Origin of the sequence: Flavobacterium sp. 1355, assembly GCF_017833415.1 — a bacterium.
Classification (GTDB): Bacteria; Bacteroidota; Bacteroidia; order Flavobacteriales; family Flavobacteriaceae; genus Flavobacterium.
The window spans coordinates 26641-51514 of record NZ_JAFICC010000004.1 but is presented as its reverse complement, the minus strand read 5'-3'; the positions used below and the strand labels follow the sequence as shown (position 1 = coordinate 51514).

Below are 24874 nucleotides of genomic sequence, written 5' to 3'. Positions count from 1 at the left end.
TTACTTTTTTATTTGTTCAATCTTTTTATTTTGCTCCAGAATGATTTCTGAAAATCTAACGAACTTGTCCGTATAATGTTCCAAATTCTTATTGTATTCGCTTTGGTCTTTGGTACGAAGAGCATCGCCACGCTCAACTCTAGCACTAAGAACAATAGTATTTTCGCAATGTCTTTTATCATTTAAGTAGAGTAATGTCCAAGAGGCTATTAGTAATGTCATATATGCGAAGTGAATCCTTTCACTAGGTTTCAGCTTTTTGAAATAATCAAAAAACGCGGTAAAATATTTGAGTAAATCTAATTTCATAAATGAATGTTTAATATTTTTAAAATTACTTCTGATAAGTAAACATTAGAGAAATCGATCCACTGTTAATGTCGCTGAGCGTCTTAAAAGATGCTTTAGCAGTCGTACTATTTGTTTTGCTAACTCTTACAGCTAAATAATCCGTATTAGCAAATGTGCCAACGCCAATTGAAGCCTGTGTACCAACAAAAGTTGCCACAGCTACAGGAAGGGAAATACTGAATTCTGTTAATAAGTTGGCTGCTGTTGGTTTTACAGTTAAATCAATCAGTACTGTTACCGATTCACCTACAATCGTATAAGTGGCCGACACAAACGTATAAGATGTGTAATTTGCTATTCCTGTGATTGTCGGAGTATATGTTCCGGATGCTGCAAGTCTGGAAGAGGGTATTTTTTCAGTCACCCCAGTTGATGTATTTCTAGTCAGTACATCGTACGTCGCCGCACTTGTAGCTGGTGCGGTTGTTAAAGACAACGAGGGCAATTCTATTGCTCCGGTATTTTTAAAAACTAATCCAGTATTAACAAATGTAGTTCCATTAAAGTAAAACCAAATTATATCATTTGATGCACTAAGCTGCGAAACCATTTGCCGTTGCGCTCCGGCTGCTAAACCATTTGTTAAAGCAAAAAAGGATCCTGACCCCACCGTATTACTTGCACCAAAAGTAGCACTTAACGATTTTCCTGAAACTCCATTTGGGAAAACGCCGCCACCCAAAGCGCTAACAGTCGCCAAACTTTTCTTTATCAATCCGTTTGCATCAATTGATGGTAAAATATCCGTTGCGTTTGTTGCATCAAATAAGAGAGTTCCTGAGAATGTTGCGGATGTTTTAACTCCATAACCTGAAACGTTGCTTGTGCTACCTCCATCAATCACGATGTTACTGTCAGGAGAAAATACATTTACTAAATTAACCTTACCGCCTACACCGTTAAAAAAATATCCGTTTTGACCAACTCCGTTAGCATTTCTTACAACACAATTACTTAATGTTTTTACATCGTCTGATGAATTGGAAATTAATGTAACTGCGTTGCCGGTAGATACTCGGTCTATGTTTATATTAGAGAAGGTTACGTTTTTAGAATTACTTCTAGAATATATCGCACTGGCTGATACATTATATATATTGACGTTACTTACATTTATATTATCTGTTTTAGATAACCCACCAAGATCTATTATCCCAAATTTTGCAAATCTTATATTTACATTATTAACATTGGCTCGATACAGGCGATTATCAGTACCTCCAACAGAGTCTCCTCCAGACTCAAAAATAATTCCTCCGCCATCAAAACTTCCTATTGATGTTATAAAGACATTATTCACAGATATGTCACTTGCATACGAGTACTTATCGCTTTTAATAATTAAGCCATCTGTACTATGTCCAAAACATTGTAGATTATTAGCGTTTATATTTCTTCCCTTTAAAGCAATTCCATGAACGCCGAAATAAGTAGAAATATTTGTAAACGAAATATCAAAACCATCCTGAACCAATACTGCATGTCTTGGCGCAGTTGCTGAGTAATTTAAAGATGAGACATTGTTAATTCTTATGCCCTTTATAGGTGGCATCGTATTATTGTTATTTGCCGAAGTTAAAACGCCGTTTATAGTTAAACCCTCTTCCGTCACACCAGCCCTAAATGCATCTATAAAATCTTTTCCGCAATCAATCCCTAAATCGGAGACTTGAACATTGTCAACCTTATCTATATAAAAATTACCCGTTAAAATTGTGCCTCCGACTAGTTTCGTAGGACTGGAATAGTTTGGAGCACTTGTTTCATCTGTATAATTTACCGTAATATTTGGATAAGGTTTTCCACTACCGATAAAAAAGCAATTTGCTTTTATTTTCGTTTTGTCAGGGCTTTGAAAGGTGCCAATTCCTATCTTTATAACACCGCCAGTTGAAGGCAGTGCATCTAAAGCAGCCTCTATTGTTAAAAATGGTTTGTCAACTTTGCCAATTTCTGCACTACTATCGTCGCCGTTTATCTCTACAAATGCAATAGAAAACTGATTTTTTCCATAAGGAGGTGGCACATAACTAACAGTTGAGTCAGTGACATTTAAAACTGTTACAAGGACTGTGTCAACTGGGATCGCAGGAGTTGGAGAAATGCCTTCTGTTTCTGGCCCTGTGACTTTAAATATTTGGCTGAATTTGTTTGCAACAAAAATATCATTTCTAGTATAACCAGTTTCAGCATATGGAACATTGATAACCGTATCAGTTATTGTTTGATAATGAACATTTTCCATCACCCATATTGCAGGAGGCACTGTAACGTCATTCCCTAAGACAGTTATTTCGCCAGCAATAGAAATCAATCTATTGAATTCATAATTTAAGATGGCAGTAATAATTTTTTGTATTTCAAGCTTTTCAGAAATACCAGCTCGAGAAACATGAATTAGTGATGAAGTATCTAATGTATTTTGCGGCGGAAGTTCCGCGATCGTCTTAGCGTTTGTGTTGTAGTCATTTAACATTTCTGTTATTGCAGCCAATCTCTCTGTAACAAAACTTTCGAAACCCATTTTAGATATTTTTATTTCAACAAATGTAGAAATAAAAAGTCTATTTAGAATCATTCTAAATAACAAAATGCATTCTGTAAAGCTTTAATTTTTAATAACTTTGCGCATATGTTTTTTATACTACTGTTCATAGTTATTGTTGGAGGATGCTGGAAGCTTGGAAAAGCTGCCGGGAATTCTTTATTTCCGGATAACTATAATCGGTCAGGGTATGTTGATAAATCAACTACAATTCACCACCACCACCATTACCACGATAACAGAAGTATTCATGTCGATGGCAAAAACATCAAAGATTTGAAATAATTTATTGGAATGTCCACGATTAATTATACGCCTATATTTTAACGTAAAGCCTCTAAAATGTAAAATCATTTAGAGGCTTTTTTTTAATATCTTACAAAACCAGTCTCCGTTGCTATCAGACCTGGCACTTCAACTTCACTTCCACTAAAATCAAGATTACCGCTTCCTTGAGAATTATAAATATTTCCTGTTTTAATCATCTGAGCAGTTAACACATAAAGGTTTGAACTCTCCAAAGGTCCTTCTGTTGAAAAGCTGCCGTTTTTCACGTATGAAACACCATTAATTGAAACAATTTCGTGTGATAATGCGATCATTAGTTTTCGCCAAATTTCCTTTGTTACGGGCTCAAAAACAAATTCATCTACTTCATAAAGTTCCGCACTTAACAGTAATGTATTAGTATCAGTTTTATGCGTTTCACTTTCTTCGTCAATTCTTCCTCGCACAAAGGTAAAAGGCACTCTGATTTTAAACTCAATACCGGTGGCGTAAAAGACATCTGTATTTGTCGTGTTACGGTATTTTATCTCTAATACATCCTCATGTTTTACTTTGCACCAAAGCTCTTCACTCAGGTGGGTAATAGTCGGGAAATTCGGATCTGAATTTACTAATTGAACTTGAAATCTTTGATCAATATAGTTAACCATGTCAACTGAGAATTCATAAACTTCATAATTGAATCTATTAAAGACTGATCCTACAACAATGTTAACTTCCGGACCAGTGTAATTTTGAGAAATAATAATGACATCAGCGTTCTTTGTTTCATCAAACACAACATCTTCAATTAAAAACCATGCACTGGCAATGACAATATAATTTCCTTCAACAGCCCATTCCGGCAATAGGCCATTTAATGAGTATGTCCCCGTAATCGTGTTTGTATGATAGTCGTAATTATTGCCAGAAATGAAATAAATACCCGTTTTACCGCTGCCGATATTATATTTTCTCGCGTCTCGTTTATCCTTAATCCCAATATTATTTGTCTTTTTTTCTACAGGAATAAGAACTTCAGAAAGATCTTCTTTTATGATTTTGGCGACGTTCGAACTATAATTAGCCTTAAACTGTGTTGTGATAATATCGGCACTTTGGAATTGCTGTACTTCTTTATATGGGACGTCAACATCAACTTCACAGCTCAAGGTGTTTTCATCTGTTTTATAGTTCCCGGAATCTCCCCAGGTTATCCTATTTGCAAATCGAATAGAATTAGATTTGCTTATATAAAAATACGGTGTCTGTATACCAAATTCATTTACAGTAAAACCTTTTTCGAAGCTACATCCAAACTGATCACGGACATATAAAATAAAATCATCAACAGCTAATCCAGAAAATGTATTGGATGTTTGCCAGATTACTGAATCTAAAGAATACTGCAAATTAAGCCCTGTCGAATTAACATTTTCCACTATTACAGTTGCACCATTCGGGCTGTTGTTCACATTGATCGTAAAGTTTGATGCATTCAACAAACTTGGTAAAATCACCGTTTGATTTGCCTGTTTTCCGTTAGCATCTTCAACTAAAACGTTTATTGAATCACCTCTTAACCAATCAAAAGAAAATGGATTATTGCTGTTTGGATTTATGACAACAGGACTCAATACTTTTACCGCAAGAATACTTGTGGCAACGTCAACTTTTATATTTTGGCATTTATTTGTGCTTGCTTCTGAGAAGGAAATATCTGAAATTGCTATTTCAGGGATTGCAGGTTCATTTGAAAAATTTAGAATTGCGCCACTATCATTTTCGTAGACAGAAAATACAGCCCCTGGATAGTTTGCAGTAATTATAACTTGACCTATTCCGGAATTAGGAAGTCCGTTGATTACATCAATTGTATATTCATTTGCGAAATTATGATCAAGCTGAAAGGCGGTTTTAAAATTATCGGTCACAAAACCGGAATAAGTATCAGGCCCTACCAAAACCGGTAATTTTACCTGATATGATGCTAGTCTGTTACCCTTAAACGTTTCAACAAATATTTTTGCCCTAGTCGTTTCCTGAATGGTCAGATAGGTGTTTAGTTCCGGTATTTCGGTAAATGTTATTGTTACTTTAGAATATGCCATTTTCTATCTATTTAATTTTAATACTTTCCAGTTACCGTTTCCATTTGGTTTCAAGTTCATTAAAAATACTTTCTCGATTTCATTATCTTCATTTATAAATTCTACCAAGCCATAAAGATTAATAACTCTTTTACCTAAAATCATTGTACTGCCATTGATTTGCTGCATGACGTAAAAATCGCATACATGTTCAAACTCTATTTCTTCAGGTTCAAATCTTGCAGTTTCAAGTTCTGAATTAATGATATCATCATTTTCTCCATACTCGTTACTGCCAACAAACTGCGTTTTTAATTGTCTGTTTGCAGTTGATGACCCAAACTTTAATTTTTGCGTTGCATATTTTATCAATGACGCAGATATCCACCAACCATGGCGCAGCATTGCATTAACCGGCGACAATCTCAAATTTGTTGCTGTCTCCGGGCTAAATATTCCGGTAGGTGCTTTAGCAAAATCGTCTTGCCATTTACGTTGAAGAAACACATCATTCGGACCCTTCTTTAAATCCAAAAAGAAAATATCCTCATCATAACTGGTGTCTTCAGTATCATTTAAAGTCTTTGGTTTTCTCCGTGCAAATTCCATCCCGTAACTATCAGCACGATATTTTGAAATCTGTATGTAAATGTTTTTTAATCTACTTATGAAGGTTGAAAAATTTGATTTTACATTAAATTCATCAAGACCAAAAGCTTCTTGATAGTCTCCTCCTTTTTCGTAACCAATTTCAATGGCGGAATAATACTTATCAACCGCTGTTGTTCTTTTCACATTCTTAACCTGGTTAGGTAATCTAATGGTAACATTTTTATTGTAAAAAAAGCTTTTCTCTTCAATTCGTACACGTTCAACATTTCCAAAGTTCTCAATACCTACGCCAATGTTTAAGATAGCTTCGGTTGAAGTAGTAAACTCATTGAAAGAAGTTGTCAAAGGCTTAAATAAATTTTTTACTTCTGTAGATATAGGTGTTTCTTCTTGTGGTAATGGTTCCTTATCAAACTGTCTTACCCAAAAACCGTGAGTGAAAGCGATATACGCTCCTTTCCCATCTTCCGGGTAACCTAAATCTTTTCGGCCAAAATAATCAGAATAAAATGCGCCAGTTTTGTTTGTTGCGATTGTTACCAATCGATCAGCTAATTCATGAGCCAAAATTGCTTTTGTCGTTGATTTCTCCTGAAAACTATCTTCGTTGACATCCATGCTCACGTTTACGTTCTTAACGACAATTGACAATCTCTGAGACGATGTATTGTTAAAATCAACATTCTGATCAAAGACAAGAGCTAAACTTTCGCCTGCCAAAACTGTAACAGTTTCATTGAAACTAAGGTTAAATGTTTGCTCGGACAAAGTATTGTAATCACTCTCCATCATCAGGAAGATATTATCCTTATTGTCAAGTTCACCGCCATTTGTATATTTTGCTAACCTGGCATAAAATGTAAAATTATCTACATCATCAAAAACGTCCATTACAACCGTAAATTGCAACTTAAAATTAATTTTAAGGTCCCTATCCTTGTCAGATAAAGCAAAAAAAAGTAATGATCCTTGACCTTTGCCAGTTCGCGGCCATGAATTATCATCAATCAATGTTCCTGAAATAGGTGACTGTGCAGATTCATGAGATTTATTCACCAAAACCATAGGAACAGGCGCGGTACACCCTCTTGTATTTCCATCAGAAGATGTACTTACAAGCTGAATCCAGTTATCACTAGGATTCGTTTTGTACTTAGTTTGAAGAAATATCCTTCTGCCCTCTAATTCAACATCTATAGTTTTAAGTTCCGGAATAATAGTATCATTCATTGTTGTGATACGATCAACTTCTACACTTTCTGCATCCCTGGCTTTTAAATCTTGTTCTAAGCCACCTGAATTGAATTTGACAGATAATTGTCCATCTTCCTTGCTATAAGTGGATAAATCTAAATAACCATAATATGACAACGTCCAAACATCTGTTTGAGGATGTTTTTCATTACGGGTCAATTTTATTTCGGCCATTATTCCATAAATATCTTTTATAAGCTGAATGTAGTCCTTAGCCTCTCCAACAAATTTTAGAGCATTGGAGAATTTTGGAAAGATCCCGTGATATTTTTCATGTCTGGAATATTCCTTATCGTCGGCTGTCCATCCGATCGGTTCTATTGTTACAATATCGCCCATATCCTTATTGCTAAGGATATATTGGACGCGATCATTATATTGTGGATTTATATTTCCCATTAGTTCCAGTTTGTATTTTTAGATTTCCAAATAGCGTGAGGGATATCGATTTTTTGTGAATGAAAAACAGCCGGTTTTTGATTTTGGATTGCTTTTCGAGTCAGTTTCATTTCATCAAGAAGTTCTTTTCCATACGAAGCTTCAAAATATTGTGACGCCTGAAAATCACTCATCTTTCTACCTTCCATATTTAAACTTGCCATCATTGCCGCACGTTGTAATTTATTGTAATCTCCCACTGATTTATGAACTGTATCCCCTTCGTATAGCTGAACAATCTTATTTTTTCCAGTTGGAACTTCTATTCCCCCATGACTACGTTCGATAACCTCCTGAACATATCCACCACTTGGACCAATTCCGTCATTAATAACTGCAATCTCTTTTTTACCACCTTTACGTCCATCTTTATATTTTGGTATTGGAGTTGCTACAATTGCAGCTAATTGGACAGCTGCGACAGCTGCAGTGATAACTGCTAATGCTAAACCAATACCCGGACCGGCAGATAGAGCAGCCGTTACAGCTTTTCCAGTGTTCATTCCTGCCTCGGCAATGGCCAATGCTTTATTGAAAACTGCTTGTTTTTGTTGCTCTTTACGCTTCTTTTTCTCTAATTCATCATTCTTTTTATCACGCTCTTTTTGAAGGATATCTTTTTGACGCTCATCATTTTTGGCAAGTTCAATTTGTCGTGCATAAAATTCATCATTCGCTTTCTGATCTGCATCAATACTTTGAATTCTGGCATCGAAAATAGCATTTCCCAAATCCATTAAAACGGAATGTAATTCTCTTGAACGCTCTTCAATCTTTTTAAAATTCTCTTCTTCGAAAAACAATTTCTTTGTGGCTGCAACATCATTATTTTCAACGTCTAAATCAGAATTCTCTTTTTTTAATCTTGCTAATTCATTATCAATTTGAGCACGCTTTTCCGCAGAAATTCTCTCATTTTCTGGTAAAGAATCTTGCGCTTTTATTAGTCCTTCAATAGCCGAAATCTGAGCAGCTAGTCCTTCTTTAGCAAACGCTTTTTTAATTTCAAGAATTCTTCTTTCATGCTCTTCCTGAGCATCTTCCAGATTAGTCATTGAACTTAATGAAGCGTTATAAAGAATATTTTCAGCTTCTAATGCTTTATTAAGACTTGTGTCCTGTTTAAGAATTTCAGCATCAATTCTTTTTTTAACCTCTTCTACTTCACTGTCTAATATTTTCTGACGATCCTTTACTCCTTTTTGAATTAATTTCTTTTGCTCATCTTGAAATCTTTCTAAAATCAATAATTGTCCGGAAGTTAACTTCTTCTTGTTTTCACCATTTTCCAGAAGAATTTTTATATCCTCATCAGACAGTTCACGAATTAGCTTGCCGGTTTTTTCATTATATTTTCCCAGTTGAGACAATTCATATTCTGCGGCATTCCGTCTTTTTTCAGATTCAAGTTGGATATTTTCATTAAGAGCGTCCAATTTGTCATCATAGAACATTTTATCATTGTTCAGAATATCCTCATTTACATCAATAGCGATCTGAATTCTTAACTGCTGGAGCTTAAACAAATCTTCTTGAGCTTTTCTTTCTGCTTCATACAATTCCTTTAATCTTTTTCGCTCTCTAGCTTTTTCTTTTTCAGACTGTTCTTTTTTAAACTCGGCATCTTTTACAGCAGCATCTTTATCAAGATCCTGGATTTGTTTTAGAATACGATTTTGCTCAGCTACAGTTAGTTTCGAATTTTGGGTCAAAGAAGCTTTTCTAACGTCTAATTTCTCTTTTTCAATTCGTATCATTTCGTCAAGTTCTTCACTGGTATTTCCTTGCTTGCTAACTCTGTACCCACTCTTTTCTAAAACACTTTTCTCAAGCTGGAACTGAACAATTCTTTGTCTCGAAGTATTAATTTCGGTCTCGGTACGTTCAAGCTCAGCTTTTTTCAATTGAGAGTAGACCACCAAAGAAGCCTCAAGAATTTTTTTCTTCCTTGCAATCTCCTCTTTATCTAATTTGTCTCCGTTTTCGCCTTGAGCTCTTCGAAGTTTTATATCATTCTCGATATCCTTAAATCTTTCGTTATTAGCTTGATCTCGTGCATCTGCATAATTTTTCTCAGATTCTTCAAGCTGCTTATTTGCATCAACAATACGTTGAATGTTCTTCTCAGCGTCACTCATTTCATCATTGAAAACCATGTATGCAACAATGGCAGCAGATAGAAAAGCGAGAATTAAGCCCCAAGGAGTAGCTTTAGTTGCAATATTTAATCCTTCTTGCGCTGTTGTCGCTGCTCGGGCAGCTGCGGCTTGTGCCAAAATTGATTTGGTACCAATTCCAGTGGCCAATGCAAAACGTATTTGTCCAGCTGTTGCAGCAGTTTGAATTGCGCTCCATGTTGTAGTAACAAAATTTACAGTTCTTAAAACACCGATGTAGGTTAAAAGAATTGTTCCAAATTTCACCACAAAATCCATTATCTCCTTGAAGTTGTCACGCACGAATTTTAACGTTTTGGCAAGTGAAGCACTACCGGAATTTGCATCATCAGTACTAAGAATGTAAGCTTCCCACCTATCTTTGATATCGGCCAATATGGAAACTAAACTTTCAGAGGCGGCCTCTACCTCTTTGTTCAATGCGATATTATCTACATACTCTTTTTTCGCTTGCTCCATTGCATTAGCCAGCAAATCGTAATTCGCTGCTAACGAACCAATCGTTTTAAAAGATCTTACCTCATCAAGTCCAAGTTCACCCAACACAATCGATAAATTTTGCCCCTCCTTTTTTGCATTGCTTAATCCTTTGATGAATTTTACAAATACTCCGGTTGCATCTTTATTAAATTGCTTCGAAAGTTCTTTCTGAGTTAAATTAGTAAGTTTCAAAATCGCTTCAAGGTTTTTACCTGTAGCAATGGATTTATTGATCACACCAAACGTTTTCTGAATAGAACTGGCCGAAACCTCAGATTCAGATCCCAATGAAGATGTCGCCGCACCAAGTGCCAGAACACCTTGAGCAGAAGTATTGTAAACAGCAACACCTTTTTGAATTTCGGTAGCGTTTGAAAGAACTTCTTTCTCGGTAGTGGCGAACGCGTTTCCTAATTGCGTAATAACAGAGCCTAATCGATCCGCATTTTCAAAACTGTCTGATGAAACCTCGATAAACTTGGCAAATTGTGCAACTTGTTCGTCAGAAATAATATCAGAAGTAAGCTTTAACTTTTCAATTGCACTGGAAAATTTTAAGATGTTAGCCGTACCGGTTACACCTAATTGTCCGGCCACCTCAGCCGATTTAATTAAACCGTCAACAGTAATACCGTTAGTTTTATCACCAAGCTCGACAACTTCTCTACCAAATTGTTTCAATTCTTCTCCAGACATGTTTGTTGTTTTACCAACAGCAATCAATTGTCTATCAAAATCTTTAATTACAGAGAAGATATCCTTAACAATGGTACCGAATAAGGCTACACCAGAAACAAGACCAAATGTGGAAGTTAAATCTCTTAGGGTTTCATTTAGACCTTTGAACGCCTCTTTGTAATTACCAATGTTCTTTGAGTAATTTCTAATCGCAGCATCAACCGCCTTTACCCTTGCATCAAGTTTATCAAATTCTTTTTGAGCAATGATAATTTGGCCAACATTCTGTTTTTCCGCAGAAAGTAGCTCTGCCAAACGTTTTTGTGCTGCCAGACGGGCGTTATTTAGCTTCTGATAGGCAGATATCATTCCTAAACGTTCTTTAGCTTGCTCTTTAAGTTGCTTATTTGTCTCAGCTAACTGAATTCGTTCATCAAGACTTTTCTTAATTAAAGAATCTTTTGATCTTGCTTCTTTATCCGCAAGCGCAATCGAGGAAATTTTAATTTTGTTTGCAGATACCTCTGCAGCCTCTCGCTCCTTGATCGCTAAAATATTTTTTTGTGTTTCTAATCTTTCCTGTTGTAATGCATTGATGTAAGCAGTATTATTAGAAGCATCCTTAATTTGTTTTTGGATAGTAGCAATCTGAAGAATACCAGTAACATATTCTTTGTTTTTATCAATGGCAACTTGAACTTGTTTAGCATATTCCGGCCCCCAGTTCATCGCTTCATCTTCGATAACTTGTCTTCTTGTAATTATACCGTTTGAACTAGCCATTTTTCTTTGATTTTAATTCTTGTTTCTTGATTGCATCGATTTTTGCATGAACTTGTTTTTCATAGCTGAAAAATGCGGTATAAGTGATCTGATTGAAGTCGCCTGTGATCGGATAGCCAAGTATTGAACCGTATGATGCCATAATATCATCGATACTATATTCCTGGCCCTCTTCTTTTTTCGGAAGATGCTTTTTCAATACACCAGCTTTCACATTAAAAGATTTTGCCTCTCGTTCAATTCTGTCAATATCTTGATAGTATACTTCCTCATCATCCAGTCTAAGCTTAAAGCCATATTCCTTAGTCAACAGAAGGTGCAATTCCTCACTAAAATCGAATTTTAGAGCATCACATGCCATTAGAGTAATCTTATACTGGATTTCAAGCGAATCAACTTCCTTTGAAATACGAAATGTCTTTTTCTCTTGAGATGTCGCATTCTCACGATTCAAATGTTGTTCGTATAAATCGTCCCATATTTTAAGTAATGCTTCCGGATCCGTTTCGGTAGTGGATAACAATGTAAGATCACCCGTTTTAGCAATATTTAAGAACGTTTTATATGGTATGGTATCTAAAGTCGAATAAGTCATATTTCAAGGGTATTGCGAACGTTTTTAATAAAAAAAGGAAGTAATCTGCGTGTGATTACTTCCTTTAGTTCTTTATCAGTTAATCCAAAAAGTTCATCAGAAAGCCATGTATTGTCAGGTCCGTCGCTAAGTATTTCATTTGTTTTGGGATCTGTTGAACCAAACCTCAACACTCCTGAAACTTCTTGCAGATAAAAGCCCTTAAACCAATCACCAGTATCAATTGCAGTAAAGGGATCTCCTGCCTTTTTTTTACCGCCGGACATAATCTCTGTGCCTTCCGAATAAAAACCTATTGGATTGCCGAAAATATCTTTGCTGTCAACAGAAAGCCTTCGCTTTTCCATCTCGACCAATTCTTTCTCCAGGCTTTTGATATACTTAAAAAGATCACTCTGCAGTTTTCGTGGTTTCAGTTTCTTTGCTCTTGCTAGGTGTTCCTGAAATGTTGCCATCGGTTGCGATTTTATGAGCTTTTTTTAGTTCCGCTTCTCTTTCTCCGGATGGGATTTCTTTAAAAATATGAGTTGAAGCAAACTCTTTTTTAAATTCTGCAAAGGGCTTATTGTAGCCCTCTGCAAAAACAATCCCTTTATAAGTTCTCATTAATCTAATGTGATTGTGAGAGGTGTAGGAGCTTCATAAGAAATTCCGGTTTGAGTAATTACACCGTTAAGACCAACAGTAAAACCATTTGCGAAGCCGGTACCAGTTACTTTGTAAACTCCTTCAGAGTTTGCCGGTACAAACGAAACCGTTTCAGTAGCACCGGTAGTATCTTTAACAACAATGTTAGCAGCAAGGAATGCTGTTAACTCTTCATCACCACCAGAACAACCATCGGTTGCTGTGAATTCGATTTCTGTAGAAGATGCCGAAACCTGGTTGATTGTTACGTCAAAGATTCCGTAGATATCATCAGCACCCCAACCTTCAGGACGGAAAATAGCACCATCATCTTCAAACTCATTGTAATCTTTATAGTTAAGAGTTACTTGAGTTGATGCTGGTCTATCAGCTGTAGGGTCGATACGCTTTCCAACGTTCATAACAATAGATTGACCTTTTACAGTTCCATCGTCATTAATAACTCCTTTGATTGCTCCATCTTCTGTAAACTCAAACAAGCCTAATTCAGATTTATGGTAAGTTTTTAAAGCAGAGTGTGAACAAAGGCTCAAAAAGCTATTGTAAGTGCTAACTTTTTTACCTGAAGAAGTAATGTATTGATTTCTTCTACCTTCAAATACAGTGTCCTCTGTATTTGCGGAAGCCAATTCTTCCACTTCGTATAATGGAATGATTTGTTTGGCCGCAATAGCCGTGTCCCATTTCGCTTTGTCTTTTGCATCTGCAATGGAATCAAATTTGAAACCCGGAATATGGACCGCCGTTTTAATAGTAAGCCCTTCAAGACACTGCTCTTTTGCTCCAGTGTTCTTTTTGGCTTTCTTTTTGTTTTTACATTCTTGATAAACCATGATGTATAATTTTTAATTAACAATTAATTTTGTACTTCAATTTCCCCGTAATAGCGAATACATGAAAGGGTTGCATGTCCAAAAGCTTTATTTGATTTGTGTTGAAACCTTTAAAAACAGACTCAATACCTTTTTCAAAACCATCAACTTGAAACATTCTATATTTCTTCACTATCGTTAAAGCTTCAATTTCAGCTTCCATATCAGCGCGATGAGTGATGCTTGGTTTTACTTTTTTTAGATCAACCATGAACACAATTTTAACTTCGCTGTACCAGAATACCCGGTTATCTGTAGTATGAACCTCATCATCGATAAAGAAAATGTTTGCTGCCTTTAGATCATTTGTGAATACATCTTTGTACTCACCTTTACCAAAGTAAAATTCCGGCACCAAACCTTTTTCCTTCGATTGATTTTTATGAACTCTGCCAAATACATCAATCGGTGACCAGCCAAGTTTTTCAAACAAAGCGGTTTGAATAAGCTGGATTTCCTTATCAATTCCTTTTGGTTTTGTGATTAGGTAGTTCATATTTTACCAAACTGATGGGCTATTAACAATTACTTTATAGGGAAAGATGATTTTTTGTGCTTTTTTAATGCTTTGTTCCAACTTAAAGATGATTCCCTTTGCGATAAAATGACCGTTGTCATTCTTTGCGCCTTCCAACTCTACTTTCAATGCCTGATAACTCATTTTAGCGCTTCTCTCATTGAAATTCTTTCTGGTCGTTGAAAGAAATAGTTCAATCATTTTTATCGCTACTGAATAACCAATAGCGTCATCAAATAAAGTAGGCCTTGTGATGATTATTTGTGAGTAATCATTTTCCGGATCGTAATCAACATAAGTTTCAAGAAGAGAAGTAAGCACGCTTAAAACAGCCTGCTTTCTAACGTCAGATAAATAAGCATTAAAGTCTGTTTCTGACATTTCAGTATCCGGTACCGCTGCATAAATATTATCAACCAATATCAATGAATGATACCAATTGAATTTCTTTCCAGATTGGGCAGATAGATTTTCCGGAGTTAAAACGAATGGAAGGCCTGAGGATAACTCAGACCAACCTATTCGGTTTATAAGTACTTCTATAGCTTCTTGACTGTACATATTAAGCTGATGGCGTTATATTGGCTTCAAAAGTCAATGTCTGTTCATCAGATAAGGCATTTATGTACTCCTGAAGTTTTACATCTGTATTTGTTGATTTTGCAGTTGTTTTACCTGTAGCTAAATTGATTGCAGCAATCACCGATGTTTTGGTATAATTAACAGTTTTGTAATTGAAGTTAGCATCACCTTCAGTTTGAACATCAGCAACAGCCTCTTCAGTATCTAATAAATAAATACTGTCAACTGCGTCAATTACAGGAATAACTAAAGCTTGAGAAGAAGTATATTCTGCAAATGGTTCTTCATTTGACCATTTCTTGATCAGGATAAAGCTTCCGGCTTTTGTGTAAGTTGCTGCTTTTGACTTTCTGGTTTCCTCGGCCAAAATACCGTACATCAATCGACCAACTTTTGAAGTTTCTAAGAAAACTACTTTGTTAGCTTCCCAAGGAGTTTTTACTTCACGCTTTCCATCTCTTTCGACGATAATAGTTCTGTCAACAATGTTGATTTGAATTTTATATCTCTTTTGGAGCATAGAGTTTACTTGTTCGAGATCCGGAATAGGAACATTCCCGCCGACGAAGTTTTGAGAAAAAGCAAAGTATTGACGAACTTGATCATTCTGTGCTAAAATGTCAAATACATTCTGGTCCATCATAAGGATCTTTATGGACACTCCTTTGTCTTTAGCAGCTTTTAAAACTCTTGTTATATCATCAAGTGGTTTAGCATTAGCATCTGACCATTTAATTGATGCTCCGAATTTGTTGGCGTCTTTATAACCGTAATCAATACGGATTCCGGTACCAACGTTTTCGGTATCTTCAACTACTGTTATTCCTGTTGACAGTCCTTTCAAGAAAATATATTCCAATTTCTCGTAGACTCCCATCGTACATGCAACAGCATCATTGAAGATCTTTTCAATAATTACTTTGTTCTCTACTTTTTTATTGATGAGAATATCGATGTCCGAAAGTTGTTTTTCAGTCATCTGTTTTTTCATACCTAACTTGGTAATCTCTCCGTCAGCAGTAGAAATCGCGTCACGTTTCTTTAATGGCATTTCAGAATCCATGGAAACAACATCTGCTGCTACGATGGTACTGTTAACAGATAAAGAAGACCACTTAAGATCGGTTGACAATTCTTCGGTAAGCATTGCTTTATGCAAATAACTTAATTCCGTGGTACCGCCATTTACTTTTGTTACTACTCCAAGTATGATGGCACTTAACCATGAAACATACTTTACAAATAATGATTCTTTCATATTCTTCTAATTAATCTTGTGTGAAACGAATTAATGGTAATGCCGTTTTAACTGCTGACAAAATCGCTGTCAATGGATAGAATGACGCTTCTTTGTTTACAGTTCCTCTAACCATAATTCCCGCAAACGGTTTTGATTTTAAGATTGTTGAAATCAAAACACCTGCATATTTGTGAGAAGCTGGCAAGGCGTCGTAAGCCGATCCTGTTACAGGCATTGGTTTAAATGTCTTTTCATCATTTGTGCAAATAATGATATGACCTGCCGGAATAACATCCGGTGTATAAGAAGTAACATCTAATGTTCTTCCTCCAGGAATTCCTTCGAGATGTTTGACAATGACGATATTGTCATTACCAGTATCATAAGTTGGTCCTTTCTTAGCTAAATCTGCTGTTGTAGACATGTTTTAAATATTTAAGTTGTTTACTATATCATCAACTACTTTTTCATCTGGCTTAAATTCAGTCGAACCACTACCTGCTGCCGGTGCATAAGAATTTGAGTCCGCATTAATCTGAACTAATTCTGAGTATTCAGTTTCTAGTTCTTTGATCTGATCTTCAAATGAAGTTTCAGATTCTACATTTACACGTTCCATCCACTTCTTTTTAATTTCCGGTTTTAATCCTTTCAAGATTTCAGAACCTTCTATAAGTTGAGCTACAGTTGATTTTTTATCTTCTATCACTTTTCCTTTCTTGAATGATTCTAATTCTCCAGCCATCTTTTGATTTGATTCAAGTATTGCTTTCGCCCATTTAGGCGTATCATCCTCTACCTCAATTTTTGCTGGTGCTGGTGGATCATTTGGATTTGGCGCTGGTGGATCTGCTTTTGGTTTTTGATTTGCCTCTAATGTCCTAACTCGATCATCCTGTCTTGCGATATCTTCAAAGGACATAAAGTCATTAGCAGCTTCTAAAACTGCGTCAATAGCATCATCATCTGCTCCATCTACTGGTTTTGGTGCAAGTTTAGCCGCAATTGCGTCTATCCTTTTTTGCGAAAAGTTCGCCTTAGGATATTTGATCTTAAGTCGTGCCTTAATCTGTTCTGGTGTTACTGCCATTTTTATGATTATTTAGTTGATTACTAATTATGAAACAAATGTAAATAAAAAATCCTTATTTAGAATGATTCTAAATAAGGATTTTATTTTTTAAGTTTTAATTGATTATGCAGGTATCTTTTCGACAGGTTCAGGAACTTTTACTTCGCTATTGATCAGTTTAAGCTCATCCTCTGGATTCTCAACTAAATCAAGAAGTTTAATAGCTGAAATAGTTGAGATAAGACCAGCTTCTTTCAGGGAAGTTATGATATCAGTTGCTGTTTTAACATCGTCAGGAATAATTGAATTAAAAACGATGTCATAATAAAGCGATTCTGAAAACTTGGCCAGACCAGTATTTGTTGTTTTAACCACACCTGAGGTGATAATGTTTAATATTCTCTCAATCATGGTACGGTTGTCACCTTCGTTCATAGTTGCTTTAATCACTGCGTCTAAGAACAATAACTTTAATGCTACTCCGGAAACGGTACCAAGTCCTTTTACGTTGTCAAACGATAGATCCGGAGTGTGTGAAATTGAATAAATCAGATCCTTAACATTGTCAAACTCTAATTTGGCACTTTCCGCTGCGTTGTCAGCTGTTAAGAACTCAGCTTTACCGTGCACCGGCTTTCCATCATCATCTATTTTTATGGGAAACTCCAAGATTTTACCAGAGTCATCTTTATCAGGAAATGAATTTACTGTACCAAAGATTTGAAGTAAAGGATAGGCAGTGTAATCATTTGAACCGCCAAGTTTTGACAATGAAGTTTCAAACCTATCAATAAGTTCTCGTACAACAAACCACTCTGGCTCATCCTGATTAACGTACACAATCGGAATTCTATCAAAACCGTGTAGCATAACTTTATCCAAATACGCCATTTTGCCGCCTTCATCATTTAAGTAATGATAATTTTCCGAATCCCATATTTCCACATGGTTTATTTCTTGATCATTCTGATTCTTTGCTTTATATTCCCACATAAAAAGAATCATATTGCCAGAACCATCGAAGAAAGGCGTCATTACTCCCTTAGAATTATCAAGTAATTTAGATTTTATTTCCTTTACCTGTTTTCCAAGCTTCAGAAAATTCAGGATCTTTTTAAATAAAGAATTATCTGCAATATCTGCAATGTAAAATTGTATAGCCCCTTGCGTCTCAGATTTCTTAAGTGAAACCAGCTTTTGCAGCAATGAATCAATACGATTTGTTTTCCATATCATTTTAATCAGGTCAGACAACGCATTTACTTCTGAAGGAATAAGAGTAACTGGCTTACCAACTTCAAATGCAGTGGCAGTCGAAACAATCTTTCTGGCAAAATCGATTGGTATTTTTACAGTTTTAACTGATTTCGACTTCTCTCCCGAACCGATAACTTTATCTTTCTGTATATTTCCGACTTGAGACTCGCGAATTGTTCTATCGTGGTCTTTAAATTCTTTTTGATATTCAGTAATCGTCGCATTGTCTTTTGATTGCTTTCTAATTTTTTCAATCACAGATTCCGGATCTGTTTTTAATTGAAGTAATAATTCTTCTTCCATAATTAGTAATTTATATTGTTAATTGCTTGTGGCGTTGACTCTAACGTTAGTTTTGGGGAATTGTGAGCAATGTGGCCGTAACGAGCACTATCCCACATGTGATTGAATTTATCCAATGGTTGATTAATTGCAATTCCGGCAATTTCACGCATCTTATAATTTTGTTGTTCTTTAAGCGCTTCCTTGTACAGATGGTTTTTTACGATGTGAATCTTCTTCTTCTTCATAGAAGTAAGCCAGAACATAACTGATTTGGTTTTCTTTATTTTGAAAGCATTTATAAAGCCTTGTCTTCTTAAACCTTTGACCATTTCAACCGTTCCTTTGTTTTCGCCGGTATATTTATCAGCAGAATCACAGGGAATAATATCTTTTGCTTTATCTATATTCAAGCTCTCTAACAATAACGAAAGGGCCTCTGGCGTCTCAATAGGTTCATAGCTTAAAGGTTCAATCCAGATGTTGAATTCATCTTCAGCATATTTGACAAGCGTGTTGGGATCAGTTGTAAACCCAAAATCATTTGGATATATTGCCGCTTTATCTTCTGGGAACTTATCAATCCATGTAACAAATGGGAAAATTAATCCTTTCATTGCTCCTCTTAATCCTAAACCATAAATTCGCCAGTAGCTTTCATCTGCGGTACCATTTCTTATATTATCTGGATGTGGAGGCGGTTGGTTAGTTGGCGACAGCGGCTCAACTTTATTAGTGGTTTTGTTGTAGCATTGTACAACTCCATCTTTAACTATATATGAACCTGGCTTCCATGGCTCAGTAATTAATATCTCATTTCTTTCCTGAGCTGAGATATATTTATTGTCTTTGAAAGTCGTTCTTAAGAAAATAACATCAGGACGGGCCAATACACTATCAAAGAACCAGTGATCAGTAAAAGATGGATTATAATCGGCCCACCAGAATTTTCTGCAACGCATTTTAACCTGGTCAAATACTGATTTCTTAATGAACATAACCTCGTTAAAGAAAGCATAATCACAACCTCCCCCATGCTTACCATCTCCAATGAAATAGATCTTACTATTTCCAATTTTAAAACTTTTGATTTCATCATTGTCTTTAAACTTATTTGGTAGTCCGTAATCATCTAATCGGCGCTTGAAATCATCGTATAAAGTTGTTTTAAACTCATTGTAGGTTTCACGATATATGTTGATTGTACAGCCGTTCGGCTCATAGAACAAACAAAGCCAAATGATAATATCGATTCCGGACCATGTCTTTCCGGAACGGGATGATCCTTCAAGACCGGCGCCTCGATATCCCGAAACCAGTTCAGACTTTCCGTCAATGATTTCGTATTTTTGGTTTTGGATGGCGTTAAATAGAAGAGAATAGTTCGGATTTGTTTCTTCATCAATCGTCGTAAGCCTCTTACGAGACATGTCAATATCACGTGCTGCCAACAATTCTTCCAGCTCTAATATTTCAGCATCGGTTAATGACATTCACTTGATTATTTATTTACTTGGATGTGACCTTTAGCGATAAGGTGTTTGATTCTTAGTTCAACAAAGTCTCTTTCGCTTCTTGAAAGCACGCTTTTCTTTTCCTGAATTAGCCTTAATTCATTGATCAAAGCTTCATAATCAGAAGTAACACGAGCAAGCGTTGCTGCTCTGGCAGCTTTACGTATCTTTTTTTCCTTGAAGTAATTCACTAATTTTTGAAAAAATGCCATCATAATTTTTTGTTTTTGAGTGATAGTGTTTTACTTGAGTAGTGACATCAAAGAATCTGAGTTATTGAAACATTCGGATATAAACGCAGCATGATTAAACGCTTCTTTTGTTTCGCCACTTATATATGGAATTCTTGCAATTTTATACTTGCTTCCTAAGCTTTTACCAATAACATTCCAAGCGTCTTTTGTTTGCGAGTGAACAACATGTGTTTTTATTTTAGGATTTACTATGCCTTCTACAGTACTTAACTTAATATCAGTATTCTCTGCCAGATCTAATATTGCATATCCAATGAATGCAGCATCAACAGTTTCTTTTCCTTCAACAAATACTCGTCCGTTTACAATTTCTATACTCATGGTTCTGGTGGTTTTATTTCAAATACAAAAGCGATCACATCTGGTTTTTTATAGAAGTAATAACGGATTTCGACTTCATTACCTCAACGCTAAACGATCCAGATTGTCTATGTGCCAGACCACTAATCCACATATCATAGAATGATTTAACGAGTTTACTTATAACCCCGAATGGTTCTATGTCCTGACTTATCAGGGTGATCATTGCCTTTATATTTAAAATGTTGATTACTTTACAAAACTAATATATTTTATTATATAATAACATATTATGTTAGTTTTTAATTACAGGAAATTATGCCTGTTTGGCCTTTGCAATCAATTCAGCAATTCGTGCTTCACGTTCCTCTGTGTTAGAAATATCAAGAACCTTATTCTTCTGTTCATTATCCTTTTCATAGAAGCCAATATGCTTATTTATCTTTTCAATGGACCACTCTTTACCATGTAGCTTAAGTTCAATACCGTATTTTGTTTGCTTAATGCCTTCAATGCACATCTTTTGCTCTTCAGTAAGTTTATCGAATGGCTTTATTCTTAGCTCGGTTCGCTTTTCAATAGTTGTTTGCACAGTTTTATTCTTTCCGGTTCCGGTAGTTGTTGTTACTGGCACTTCGAATTCGTGATATTCAACGTACTCATCAATCCTGGCTTTTCGAAGAATATTTAAATGTCGAAGCATTTCTTCGGCCGTGATCTTAAACTCCTTTTCTGCGATATCAGCAACAGTTGATTGTAATTCTTTTATCCTTGCCCCCACATTGCCCTTATTACTCAACAAGTTGGCCTTACTATGAATCGTTTCATTCTTCATATTTCCAGTCGAGTAAGCTTCTCGATAAGCCGCTGTCTTGTCACCTAAACGAATGTAAGCTTGGCAGAAAGTCTCTTGTTTCAAAGTCAAATTGTTAATCTTCATGTTCATAGGATTGGTATAGCAAAAGTAGCAATTAATATTATTTAATAACATAATATGTTAAAGTTTACAAATCACTTGTACGATACTAAAAGGTATCGTATATTTACAGGGTAGAATTGAAACAATTATTAACAATTAAATTTTAAACAATGAAAAAGAAAAAATTGTCTTGGTCGTTAAGATGGGAAAACTTTATTAACGCACCTAAATGGAAGTTAGAAGATTGGTTTTGTGACCAAGTAACCTATGCGATAGATGAACAGCTAAATAAGAACATCTTTCTGATAGATGAGAAAAACGAAATGCTGGACCACTTTTCAACTACGTCAGCAGGATATCAAATTGGAATGATAGTTCAAACTGAGAAAAGAGAGCGATTTATTATTGAAAGGATCGAGGTTAATAGAACATGCACGAGCTGGGAGCTTCACGGAAAATTAATCTAAAACTAATCAAGAGGGGCTGAAAGGCTCCTCTTTAAAAATCTTTCACATGAAAAAAGAATTTCACAAAAGAAGAAAAAGCATTTTGAATTGGTTGTTATTTGGTTTTTTAATTGAATTTGTAGAAAACGAGATGACATTTCAAATTCAGATTATTCAGGATGATATTACAATTTGTATTCAAACTATGTATGCGGTTCCGCAGATTGGGTCCAAAGTTGAAATAAGTCAAAACAACTATCCGAATCCGGAATCATTTAAATTGTTCCTTGTAGAAGATATTATATATTCTCCCTATGGAACGGCGAACAAGCTGATTGGAAAATACATCGATTAGCCTGGAATAAAAAAACCTCTCTTATTACGGAGAGGTTTTACCTTTTGTAGAAAGGAAACTTAATTATTAAAATTAAATTTGTTACAAATATACCAATTAAGTGCTTATGGAACCAATTGACAAAATAAACAAAGTCTTAGATGATTTTGGTATTACAGGAGTAAAAGCGGCCGAAGCTATGGGAATTACCTACGCTACTTTTAAGAGCAAGAGAAACCCTAATAATGATCGTCACTCATTTAATGAAAAGAATTATATAGATCTCGTGACTTTTATCAAATCACTTGCAGCCAGGTTAGATGTTTCAAGTAGGTAAAACCATTATTTTAGAGGATATTCTTAAAAAAGAATCTATTTGTCGGCTAATTAAAGAAAATGCTGCTATTGAAGCGCAGGATAGATGAGTAAATAATTGATGGGTGATCGTGAAACGCCTTTAACAGACGAGAAAGATTGTGCCTATGTTATTTTTGATGTAAAAACAGCACTTTGCGTAATTGAACAGGCCTATAATCCAGGAATTATAGACTGGAAAAAACCGGTTTCATGCCATTTATTTCCAATACGTGTAAAAAACTTTACAGAGTTTGCCGCAGTCAATTATGATAAGTGGGATATTTGCGATGATGCCTGTTCTTTAGGAAAAGAATTAGAGGTTCCGGTTTGTGAGTTTGTATAGAAGGCTTAATTCGTCGCTTTGGTGAAGACTGGTATATGGAGTTTGAAAAAGTGGCCCAGGAACTCAAAATTCCTAAAAAACTGAGTGCAATTAATACACTTCGAAAACAGTATTTTTTAACTCAAAAAATGAAAGTTTTTAACTCAGAAAAACTTTTAAAAACAATTTACAATTTCTTGCTTTTTATTCCAAAAAGTCTATATTTTACGGCACTTAACGAGTAAAAGTTAATTTTAAAACTCTCATTTACAAGAATTTAATATTGTGTGAAAAATTGACCACTTTTTTCCCGTTGTTAAAAACTACGTCATATTGTGAATAAGTATGGCTTTCTTTTTTGGCAACAAATGACAATCTTTGTAGTTCAGAATGATAAATAAAAAAAATGAGCCTAAAGACTCTGAAAGTCTATGGCTCAAATTTATGAAAGTCACTCCGTCTATAGCAATTCTTGGCAGACTTCTTTTAGACTTTGTGAAATTATTTATCGAAAGATAGAATAATTGTTAATGCCGCCGACGTTTTAAAAAACTGAAGCGGTTTTTTCGTTTACAAATATAGAAAACCTAATCTAAATACGTAATTAAATTACGTTTAAATGATTTATAAATTATAAACAATTTAACTAATTCTGTTTATAAGTGTCTAACCACTCTATTACAATTCTATAATTGCAGAAGTTACGACTCAATGTACATCACTTATACTAAAATAAATTCATCTTATCAACTCAAAATATGGACGTAGAAGATTTTAAAAGCAGAAGCAAAAATATTGCACAAATTGTAGCTATAATTTCAGGGTTGGTAACTTCACTTCCATATCTTTTAATCCAGGAAGAAAAGGTGATTGATTATGTGTACGATATAATGCTTATTTGCGTTTTTACAGGTATTGTACTTGCTTCTTGGTACTTCACTTCACGTAAATTAAAAAATCAATTATTATTCAAATTAATTGCGGTATTTGTATTTTTTCATTGTGTCGCATTTCCATTAGTCTATACATATCTATTAAATTCGGATCCAAGTAATTTAAGGATTGAAAAGGACATTTTAGAATCTGAAAAATCAAATCAATTTGTTTTAGTAAAAGAAATTTATGGAGAAACCAGTATTCATAAACAAAATATACTACAAGACATAATTTCACATGAACCACTATTTGCAAGGACAAATACAGATAGCATAAAAAATAACCAAATGTACATACTTAAGAATTACATTATCGTTGCTGATTATCAGTTAAGTTTTGGAGGTAATCATCCCCCGGAGCCTATAAGATCTTTAACTATATATGATAAAAAAGGTAATTATAAACTATTCGTGGAAAACGAAAAAGAATTTAGAAACATTTCTTCCGTTTTTGCAGACGCAATTAACAAATATAAAAGTGTAGAAACCAAAAAGAACAATGAAATTGATAAAATAAAGGTTAATAAATTTTGGTCATATAAAAGCGTGCTGCCCTATTCCTTAAACATATTCACTAATGGGAATCTCGTTCCGAAAAGTAAAATTGCAAATACTATATACTTCATTCACAATCTATTTATTTTTATTTTTATACTAAGCATTATTGTAGGAATACTTCAAAATATCTATACTGACCAAAATAAATAATTTTGTTCCAATTTAGAACATTAAAACACATACACTTTGTTATGT

General features: G+C 35.0%; 24 protein-coding genes and 1 pseudogene. 6 read left to right on the top strand and 19 right to left on the bottom strand.

The genetic code is table 11. The features are described from left to right. Positions 1 to 309 (bottom strand): hypothetical protein, encoded by a 309-nt coding sequence (locus JOD96_RS06055; RefSeq protein ID WP_209563386.1) that lies wholly within the window; start codon positions 307 to 309, stop codon positions 1 to 3. Between the two features lie 25 nt (positions 310 to 334). After that, positions 335 to 2875 carry a hypothetical protein gene (locus tag JOD96_RS06050; protein WP_209563385.1) on the bottom strand — a complete coding sequence of 847 codons (2541 nt, stop codon included), beginning with the start codon at positions 2873 to 2875 and terminating at the stop codon, positions 335 to 337. A gap of 108 nt (positions 2876 to 2983) precedes the next feature. On the opposite strand from JOD96_RS06050, the gene JOD96_RS06045 reads away from it, so the two are divergent. Further along, positions 2984 to 3181, top strand: a complete 198-nt coding sequence (locus tag JOD96_RS06045; protein ID WP_209563384.1) for a hypothetical protein — start codon at positions 2984 to 2986, stop codon at positions 3179 to 3181. 83 nt (positions 3182 to 3264) lie between these two features. Here JOD96_RS06045 and JOD96_RS06040 read toward each other — a convergent pair whose 3' ends face one another. The 17 genes from JOD96_RS06040 to JOD96_RS05960 all read right to left on the bottom strand — a co-directional run bounded on the left by JOD96_RS06040 (position 3265) and on the right by JOD96_RS05960 (position 21748). After that, on the bottom strand, positions 3265 to 5274 hold the full coding sequence (locus JOD96_RS06040) for a hypothetical protein (protein WP_209563383.1): 2010 nt from the start codon (positions 5272 to 5274) through the stop codon (positions 3265 to 3267). A gap of 3 nt (positions 5275 to 5277) precedes the next feature. After that, on the bottom strand, positions 5278 to 7518 hold the full coding sequence (locus tag JOD96_RS06035; RefSeq protein ID WP_209563382.1) for a hypothetical protein: 2241 nt from the start codon (positions 7516 to 7518) through the stop codon (positions 5278 to 5280). Beyond that, positions 7518 to 11675, bottom strand: coding sequence for a hypothetical protein (locus JOD96_RS06030; RefSeq protein ID WP_209563381.1), 4158 nt, complete (start codon positions 11673 to 11675; stop codon positions 7518 to 7520). The genes JOD96_RS06035 and JOD96_RS06030 overlap by 1 nt, the downstream gene beginning before the upstream one ends. After that, the gene (locus JOD96_RS06025; protein ID WP_209563380.1) at positions 11668 to 12270 is read right to left on the bottom strand and encodes a hypothetical protein; all 603 of its coding nucleotides are present in this window, start codon (positions 12268 to 12270) and stop codon (positions 11668 to 11670) included. The genes JOD96_RS06030 and JOD96_RS06025 overlap by 8 nt, the downstream gene beginning before the upstream one ends. Beyond that, positions 12267 to 12725, bottom strand: a complete 459-nt coding sequence (locus JOD96_RS06020; RefSeq protein ID WP_209563379.1) for a hypothetical protein — start codon at positions 12723 to 12725, stop codon at positions 12267 to 12269. The genes JOD96_RS06025 and JOD96_RS06020 overlap by 4 nt, the downstream gene beginning before the upstream one ends. Further along, positions 12661 to 12876 (bottom strand): hypothetical protein, encoded by a 216-nt coding sequence (locus JOD96_RS06015; protein ID WP_209563378.1) that lies wholly within the window; start codon positions 12874 to 12876, stop codon positions 12661 to 12663. Before JOD96_RS06015 ends, JOD96_RS06020 begins: the two co-directional genes overlap by 65 nt. Beyond that, complete coding sequence (locus tag JOD96_RS06010; RefSeq protein ID WP_209563377.1) at positions 12876 to 13751, bottom strand: hypothetical protein; 876 nt, start codon at positions 13749 to 13751, stop codon at positions 12876 to 12878. The genes JOD96_RS06015 and JOD96_RS06010 overlap by 1 nt, the downstream gene beginning before the upstream one ends. Positions 13752 to 13767: 16 nt before the next feature. After that, entirely contained in the window at positions 13768 to 14286 is a 519-nt protein-coding gene (locus tag JOD96_RS06005) for a hypothetical protein (protein WP_209563376.1), read from the bottom strand. 3 nt (positions 14287 to 14289) lie between these two features. Further along, a complete protein-coding gene (locus tag JOD96_RS06000) occupies positions 14290 to 14868 on the bottom strand; it encodes a hypothetical protein (RefSeq protein ID WP_209563375.1) in 579 nt (192 codons plus the stop codon). A 1-nt stretch (position 14869) separates the two neighbouring features. Next, on the bottom strand, positions 14870 to 16147 hold the full coding sequence (locus JOD96_RS05995; RefSeq protein ID WP_209563374.1) for a major capsid protein: 1278 nt from the start codon (positions 16145 to 16147) through the stop codon (positions 14870 to 14872). Positions 16148 to 16157: 10 nt separating this feature from the next. Then, entirely contained in the window at positions 16158 to 16553 is a 396-nt protein-coding gene (locus tag JOD96_RS05990; protein ID WP_209563373.1) for a hypothetical protein, read from the bottom strand. A gap of 3 nt (positions 16554 to 16556) precedes the next feature. Continuing rightward, positions 16557 to 17219 carry a hypothetical protein gene (locus tag JOD96_RS05985; protein ID WP_209563372.1) on the bottom strand — a complete coding sequence of 221 codons (663 nt, stop codon included), beginning with the start codon at positions 17217 to 17219 and terminating at the stop codon, positions 16557 to 16559. A 105-nt stretch (positions 17220 to 17324) separates the two neighbouring features. Further along, positions 17325 to 18761, bottom strand: coding sequence for a phage portal protein (locus JOD96_RS05980; RefSeq protein ID WP_209563371.1), 1437 nt, complete (start codon positions 18759 to 18761; stop codon positions 17325 to 17327). A gap of 2 nt (positions 18762 to 18763) precedes the next feature. Continuing rightward, the gene (locus tag JOD96_RS05975; RefSeq protein WP_245188360.1) at positions 18764 to 20191 is read right to left on the bottom strand and encodes a phage terminase large subunit; all 1428 of its coding nucleotides are present in this window, start codon (positions 20189 to 20191) and stop codon (positions 18764 to 18766) included. A gap of 50 nt (positions 20192 to 20241) precedes the next feature. Next, positions 20242 to 20469: a hypothetical protein gene (locus JOD96_RS05970; RefSeq protein WP_209563369.1), complete on the bottom strand. Its 228-nt coding sequence runs from the start codon at positions 20467 to 20469 to the stop codon at positions 20242 to 20244. 27 nt (positions 20470 to 20496) lie between these two features. Next, entirely contained in the window at positions 20497 to 20829 is a 333-nt protein-coding gene (locus JOD96_RS05965; protein WP_209563368.1) for a hypothetical protein, read from the bottom strand. Positions 20830 to 21124: 295 nt separating this feature from the next. Then, complete coding sequence (locus tag JOD96_RS05960; RefSeq protein ID WP_209563367.1) at positions 21125 to 21748, bottom strand: terminase small subunit; 624 nt, start codon at positions 21746 to 21748, stop codon at positions 21125 to 21127. Positions 21749 to 21897: 149 nt separating this feature from the next. On the opposite strand from JOD96_RS05960, the gene JOD96_RS05955 reads away from it, so the two are divergent. From JOD96_RS05955 to JOD96_RS05935, 5 genes and pseudogenes are all read left to right on the top strand, one after another. Beyond that, positions 21898 to 22194, top strand: coding sequence for a hypothetical protein (locus JOD96_RS05955; protein WP_209563366.1), 297 nt, complete (start codon positions 21898 to 21900; stop codon positions 22192 to 22194). Positions 22195 to 22240: 46 nt separating this feature from the next. Next, on the top strand, positions 22241 to 22528 hold the full coding sequence (locus JOD96_RS05950; protein WP_209563365.1) for a hypothetical protein: 288 nt from the start codon (positions 22241 to 22243) through the stop codon (positions 22526 to 22528). Positions 22529 to 22634: 106 nt separating this feature from the next. After that, a complete protein-coding gene (locus JOD96_RS05945; RefSeq protein WP_209563364.1) occupies positions 22635 to 22844 on the top strand; it encodes a hypothetical protein in 210 nt (69 codons plus the stop codon). Then, a pseudogene (locus JOD96_RS22420) lies at positions 22828 to 23275 on the top strand (DUF3109 family protein); the annotation flags it as partial. The gene JOD96_RS05945 and the pseudogene JOD96_RS22420, both read left to right, overlap by 17 nt. A gap of 669 nt (positions 23276 to 23944) precedes the next feature. After that, a complete protein-coding gene (locus JOD96_RS05935; RefSeq protein WP_209563363.1) occupies positions 23945 to 24829 on the top strand; it encodes a hypothetical protein in 885 nt (294 codons plus the stop codon). Positions 24830 to 24874 lie beyond the last annotated feature (45 nt).

Excerpts from the sequence above, each read along its gene's own strand:
- JOD96_RS05960 (WP_209563367.1), bottom strand. The coding sequence starts at position 21,748 with ATGAAGATTAACAATTTGACTTTGAAACAAGAGACTTTCTGCCAAGCT.
- JOD96_RS05950 (WP_209563365.1), top strand. The coding sequence starts at position 22,241 with ATGAAAAAAGAATTTCACAAAAGAAGAAAAAGCATTTTGAATTGGTTG.
- JOD96_RS06025 (WP_209563380.1), bottom strand. The coding sequence starts at position 12,270 with ATGACTTATTCGACTTTAGATACCATACCATATAAAACGTTCTTAAAT.
- JOD96_RS05985 (WP_209563372.1), bottom strand. The coding sequence starts at position 17,219 with ATGGCAGTAACACCAGAACAGATTAAGGCACGACTTAAGATCAAATAT.
- JOD96_RS06055 (WP_209563386.1), bottom strand. The coding sequence starts at position 309 with ATGAAATTAGATTTACTCAAATATTTTACCGCGTTTTTTGATTATTTC.
- JOD96_RS05945 (WP_209563364.1), top strand. The coding sequence starts at position 22,635 with ATGGAACCAATTGACAAAATAAACAAAGTCTTAGATGATTTTGGTATT.
- JOD96_RS06015 (WP_209563378.1), bottom strand. The coding sequence starts at position 12,876 with ATGAGAACTTATAAAGGGATTGTTTTTGCAGAGGGCTACAATAAGCCC.
- JOD96_RS06050 (WP_209563385.1), bottom strand. The coding sequence starts at position 2,875 with ATGGGTTTCGAAAGTTTTGTTACAGAGAGATTGGCTGCAATAACAGAA.
- JOD96_RS05935 (WP_209563363.1), top strand. The coding sequence starts at position 23,945 with ATGGACGTAGAAGATTTTAAAAGCAGAAGCAAAAATATTGCACAAATT.
- JOD96_RS05980 (WP_209563371.1), bottom strand. The coding sequence starts at position 18,761 with ATGGAAGAAGAATTATTACTTCAATTAAAAACAGATCCGGAATCTGTG.
- JOD96_RS06045 (WP_209563384.1), top strand. The coding sequence starts at position 2,984 with ATGTTTTTTATACTACTGTTCATAGTTATTGTTGGAGGATGCTGGAAG.
- JOD96_RS05990 (WP_209563373.1), bottom strand. The coding sequence starts at position 16,553 with ATGTCTACAACAGCAGATTTAGCTAAGAAAGGACCAACTTATGATACT.
- JOD96_RS06010 (WP_209563377.1), bottom strand. The coding sequence starts at position 13,751 with ATGGTTTATCAAGAATGTAAAAACAAAAAGAAAGCCAAAAAGAACACT.
- JOD96_RS06040 (WP_209563383.1), bottom strand. The coding sequence starts at position 5,274 with ATGGCATATTCTAAAGTAACAATAACATTTACCGAAATACCGGAACTA.
- JOD96_RS06030 (WP_209563381.1), bottom strand. The coding sequence starts at position 11,675 with ATGGCTAGTTCAAACGGTATAATTACAAGAAGACAAGTTATCGAAGAT.
- JOD96_RS05970 (WP_209563369.1), bottom strand. The coding sequence starts at position 20,469 with ATGATGGCATTTTTTCAAAAATTAGTGAATTACTTCAAGGAAAAAAAG.
- JOD96_RS05965 (WP_209563368.1), bottom strand. The coding sequence starts at position 20,829 with ATGAGTATAGAAATTGTAAACGGACGAGTATTTGTTGAAGGAAAAGAA.
- JOD96_RS05995 (WP_209563374.1), bottom strand. The coding sequence starts at position 16,147 with ATGAAAGAATCATTATTTGTAAAGTATGTTTCATGGTTAAGTGCCATC.
- JOD96_RS06020 (WP_209563379.1), bottom strand. The coding sequence starts at position 12,725 with ATGGCAACATTTCAGGAACACCTAGCAAGAGCAAAGAAACTGAAACCA.
- JOD96_RS06005 (WP_209563376.1), bottom strand. The coding sequence starts at position 14,286 with ATGAACTACCTAATCACAAAACCAAAAGGAATTGATAAGGAAATCCAG.
- JOD96_RS06035 (WP_209563382.1), bottom strand. The coding sequence starts at position 7,518 with ATGGGAAATATAAATCCACAATATAATGATCGCGTCCAATATATCCTT.
- JOD96_RS06000 (WP_209563375.1), bottom strand. The coding sequence starts at position 14,868 with ATGTACAGTCAAGAAGCTATAGAAGTACTTATAAACCGAATAGGTTGG.
- JOD96_RS05955 (WP_209563366.1), top strand. The coding sequence starts at position 21,898 with ATGAAAAAGAAAAAATTGTCTTGGTCGTTAAGATGGGAAAACTTTATT.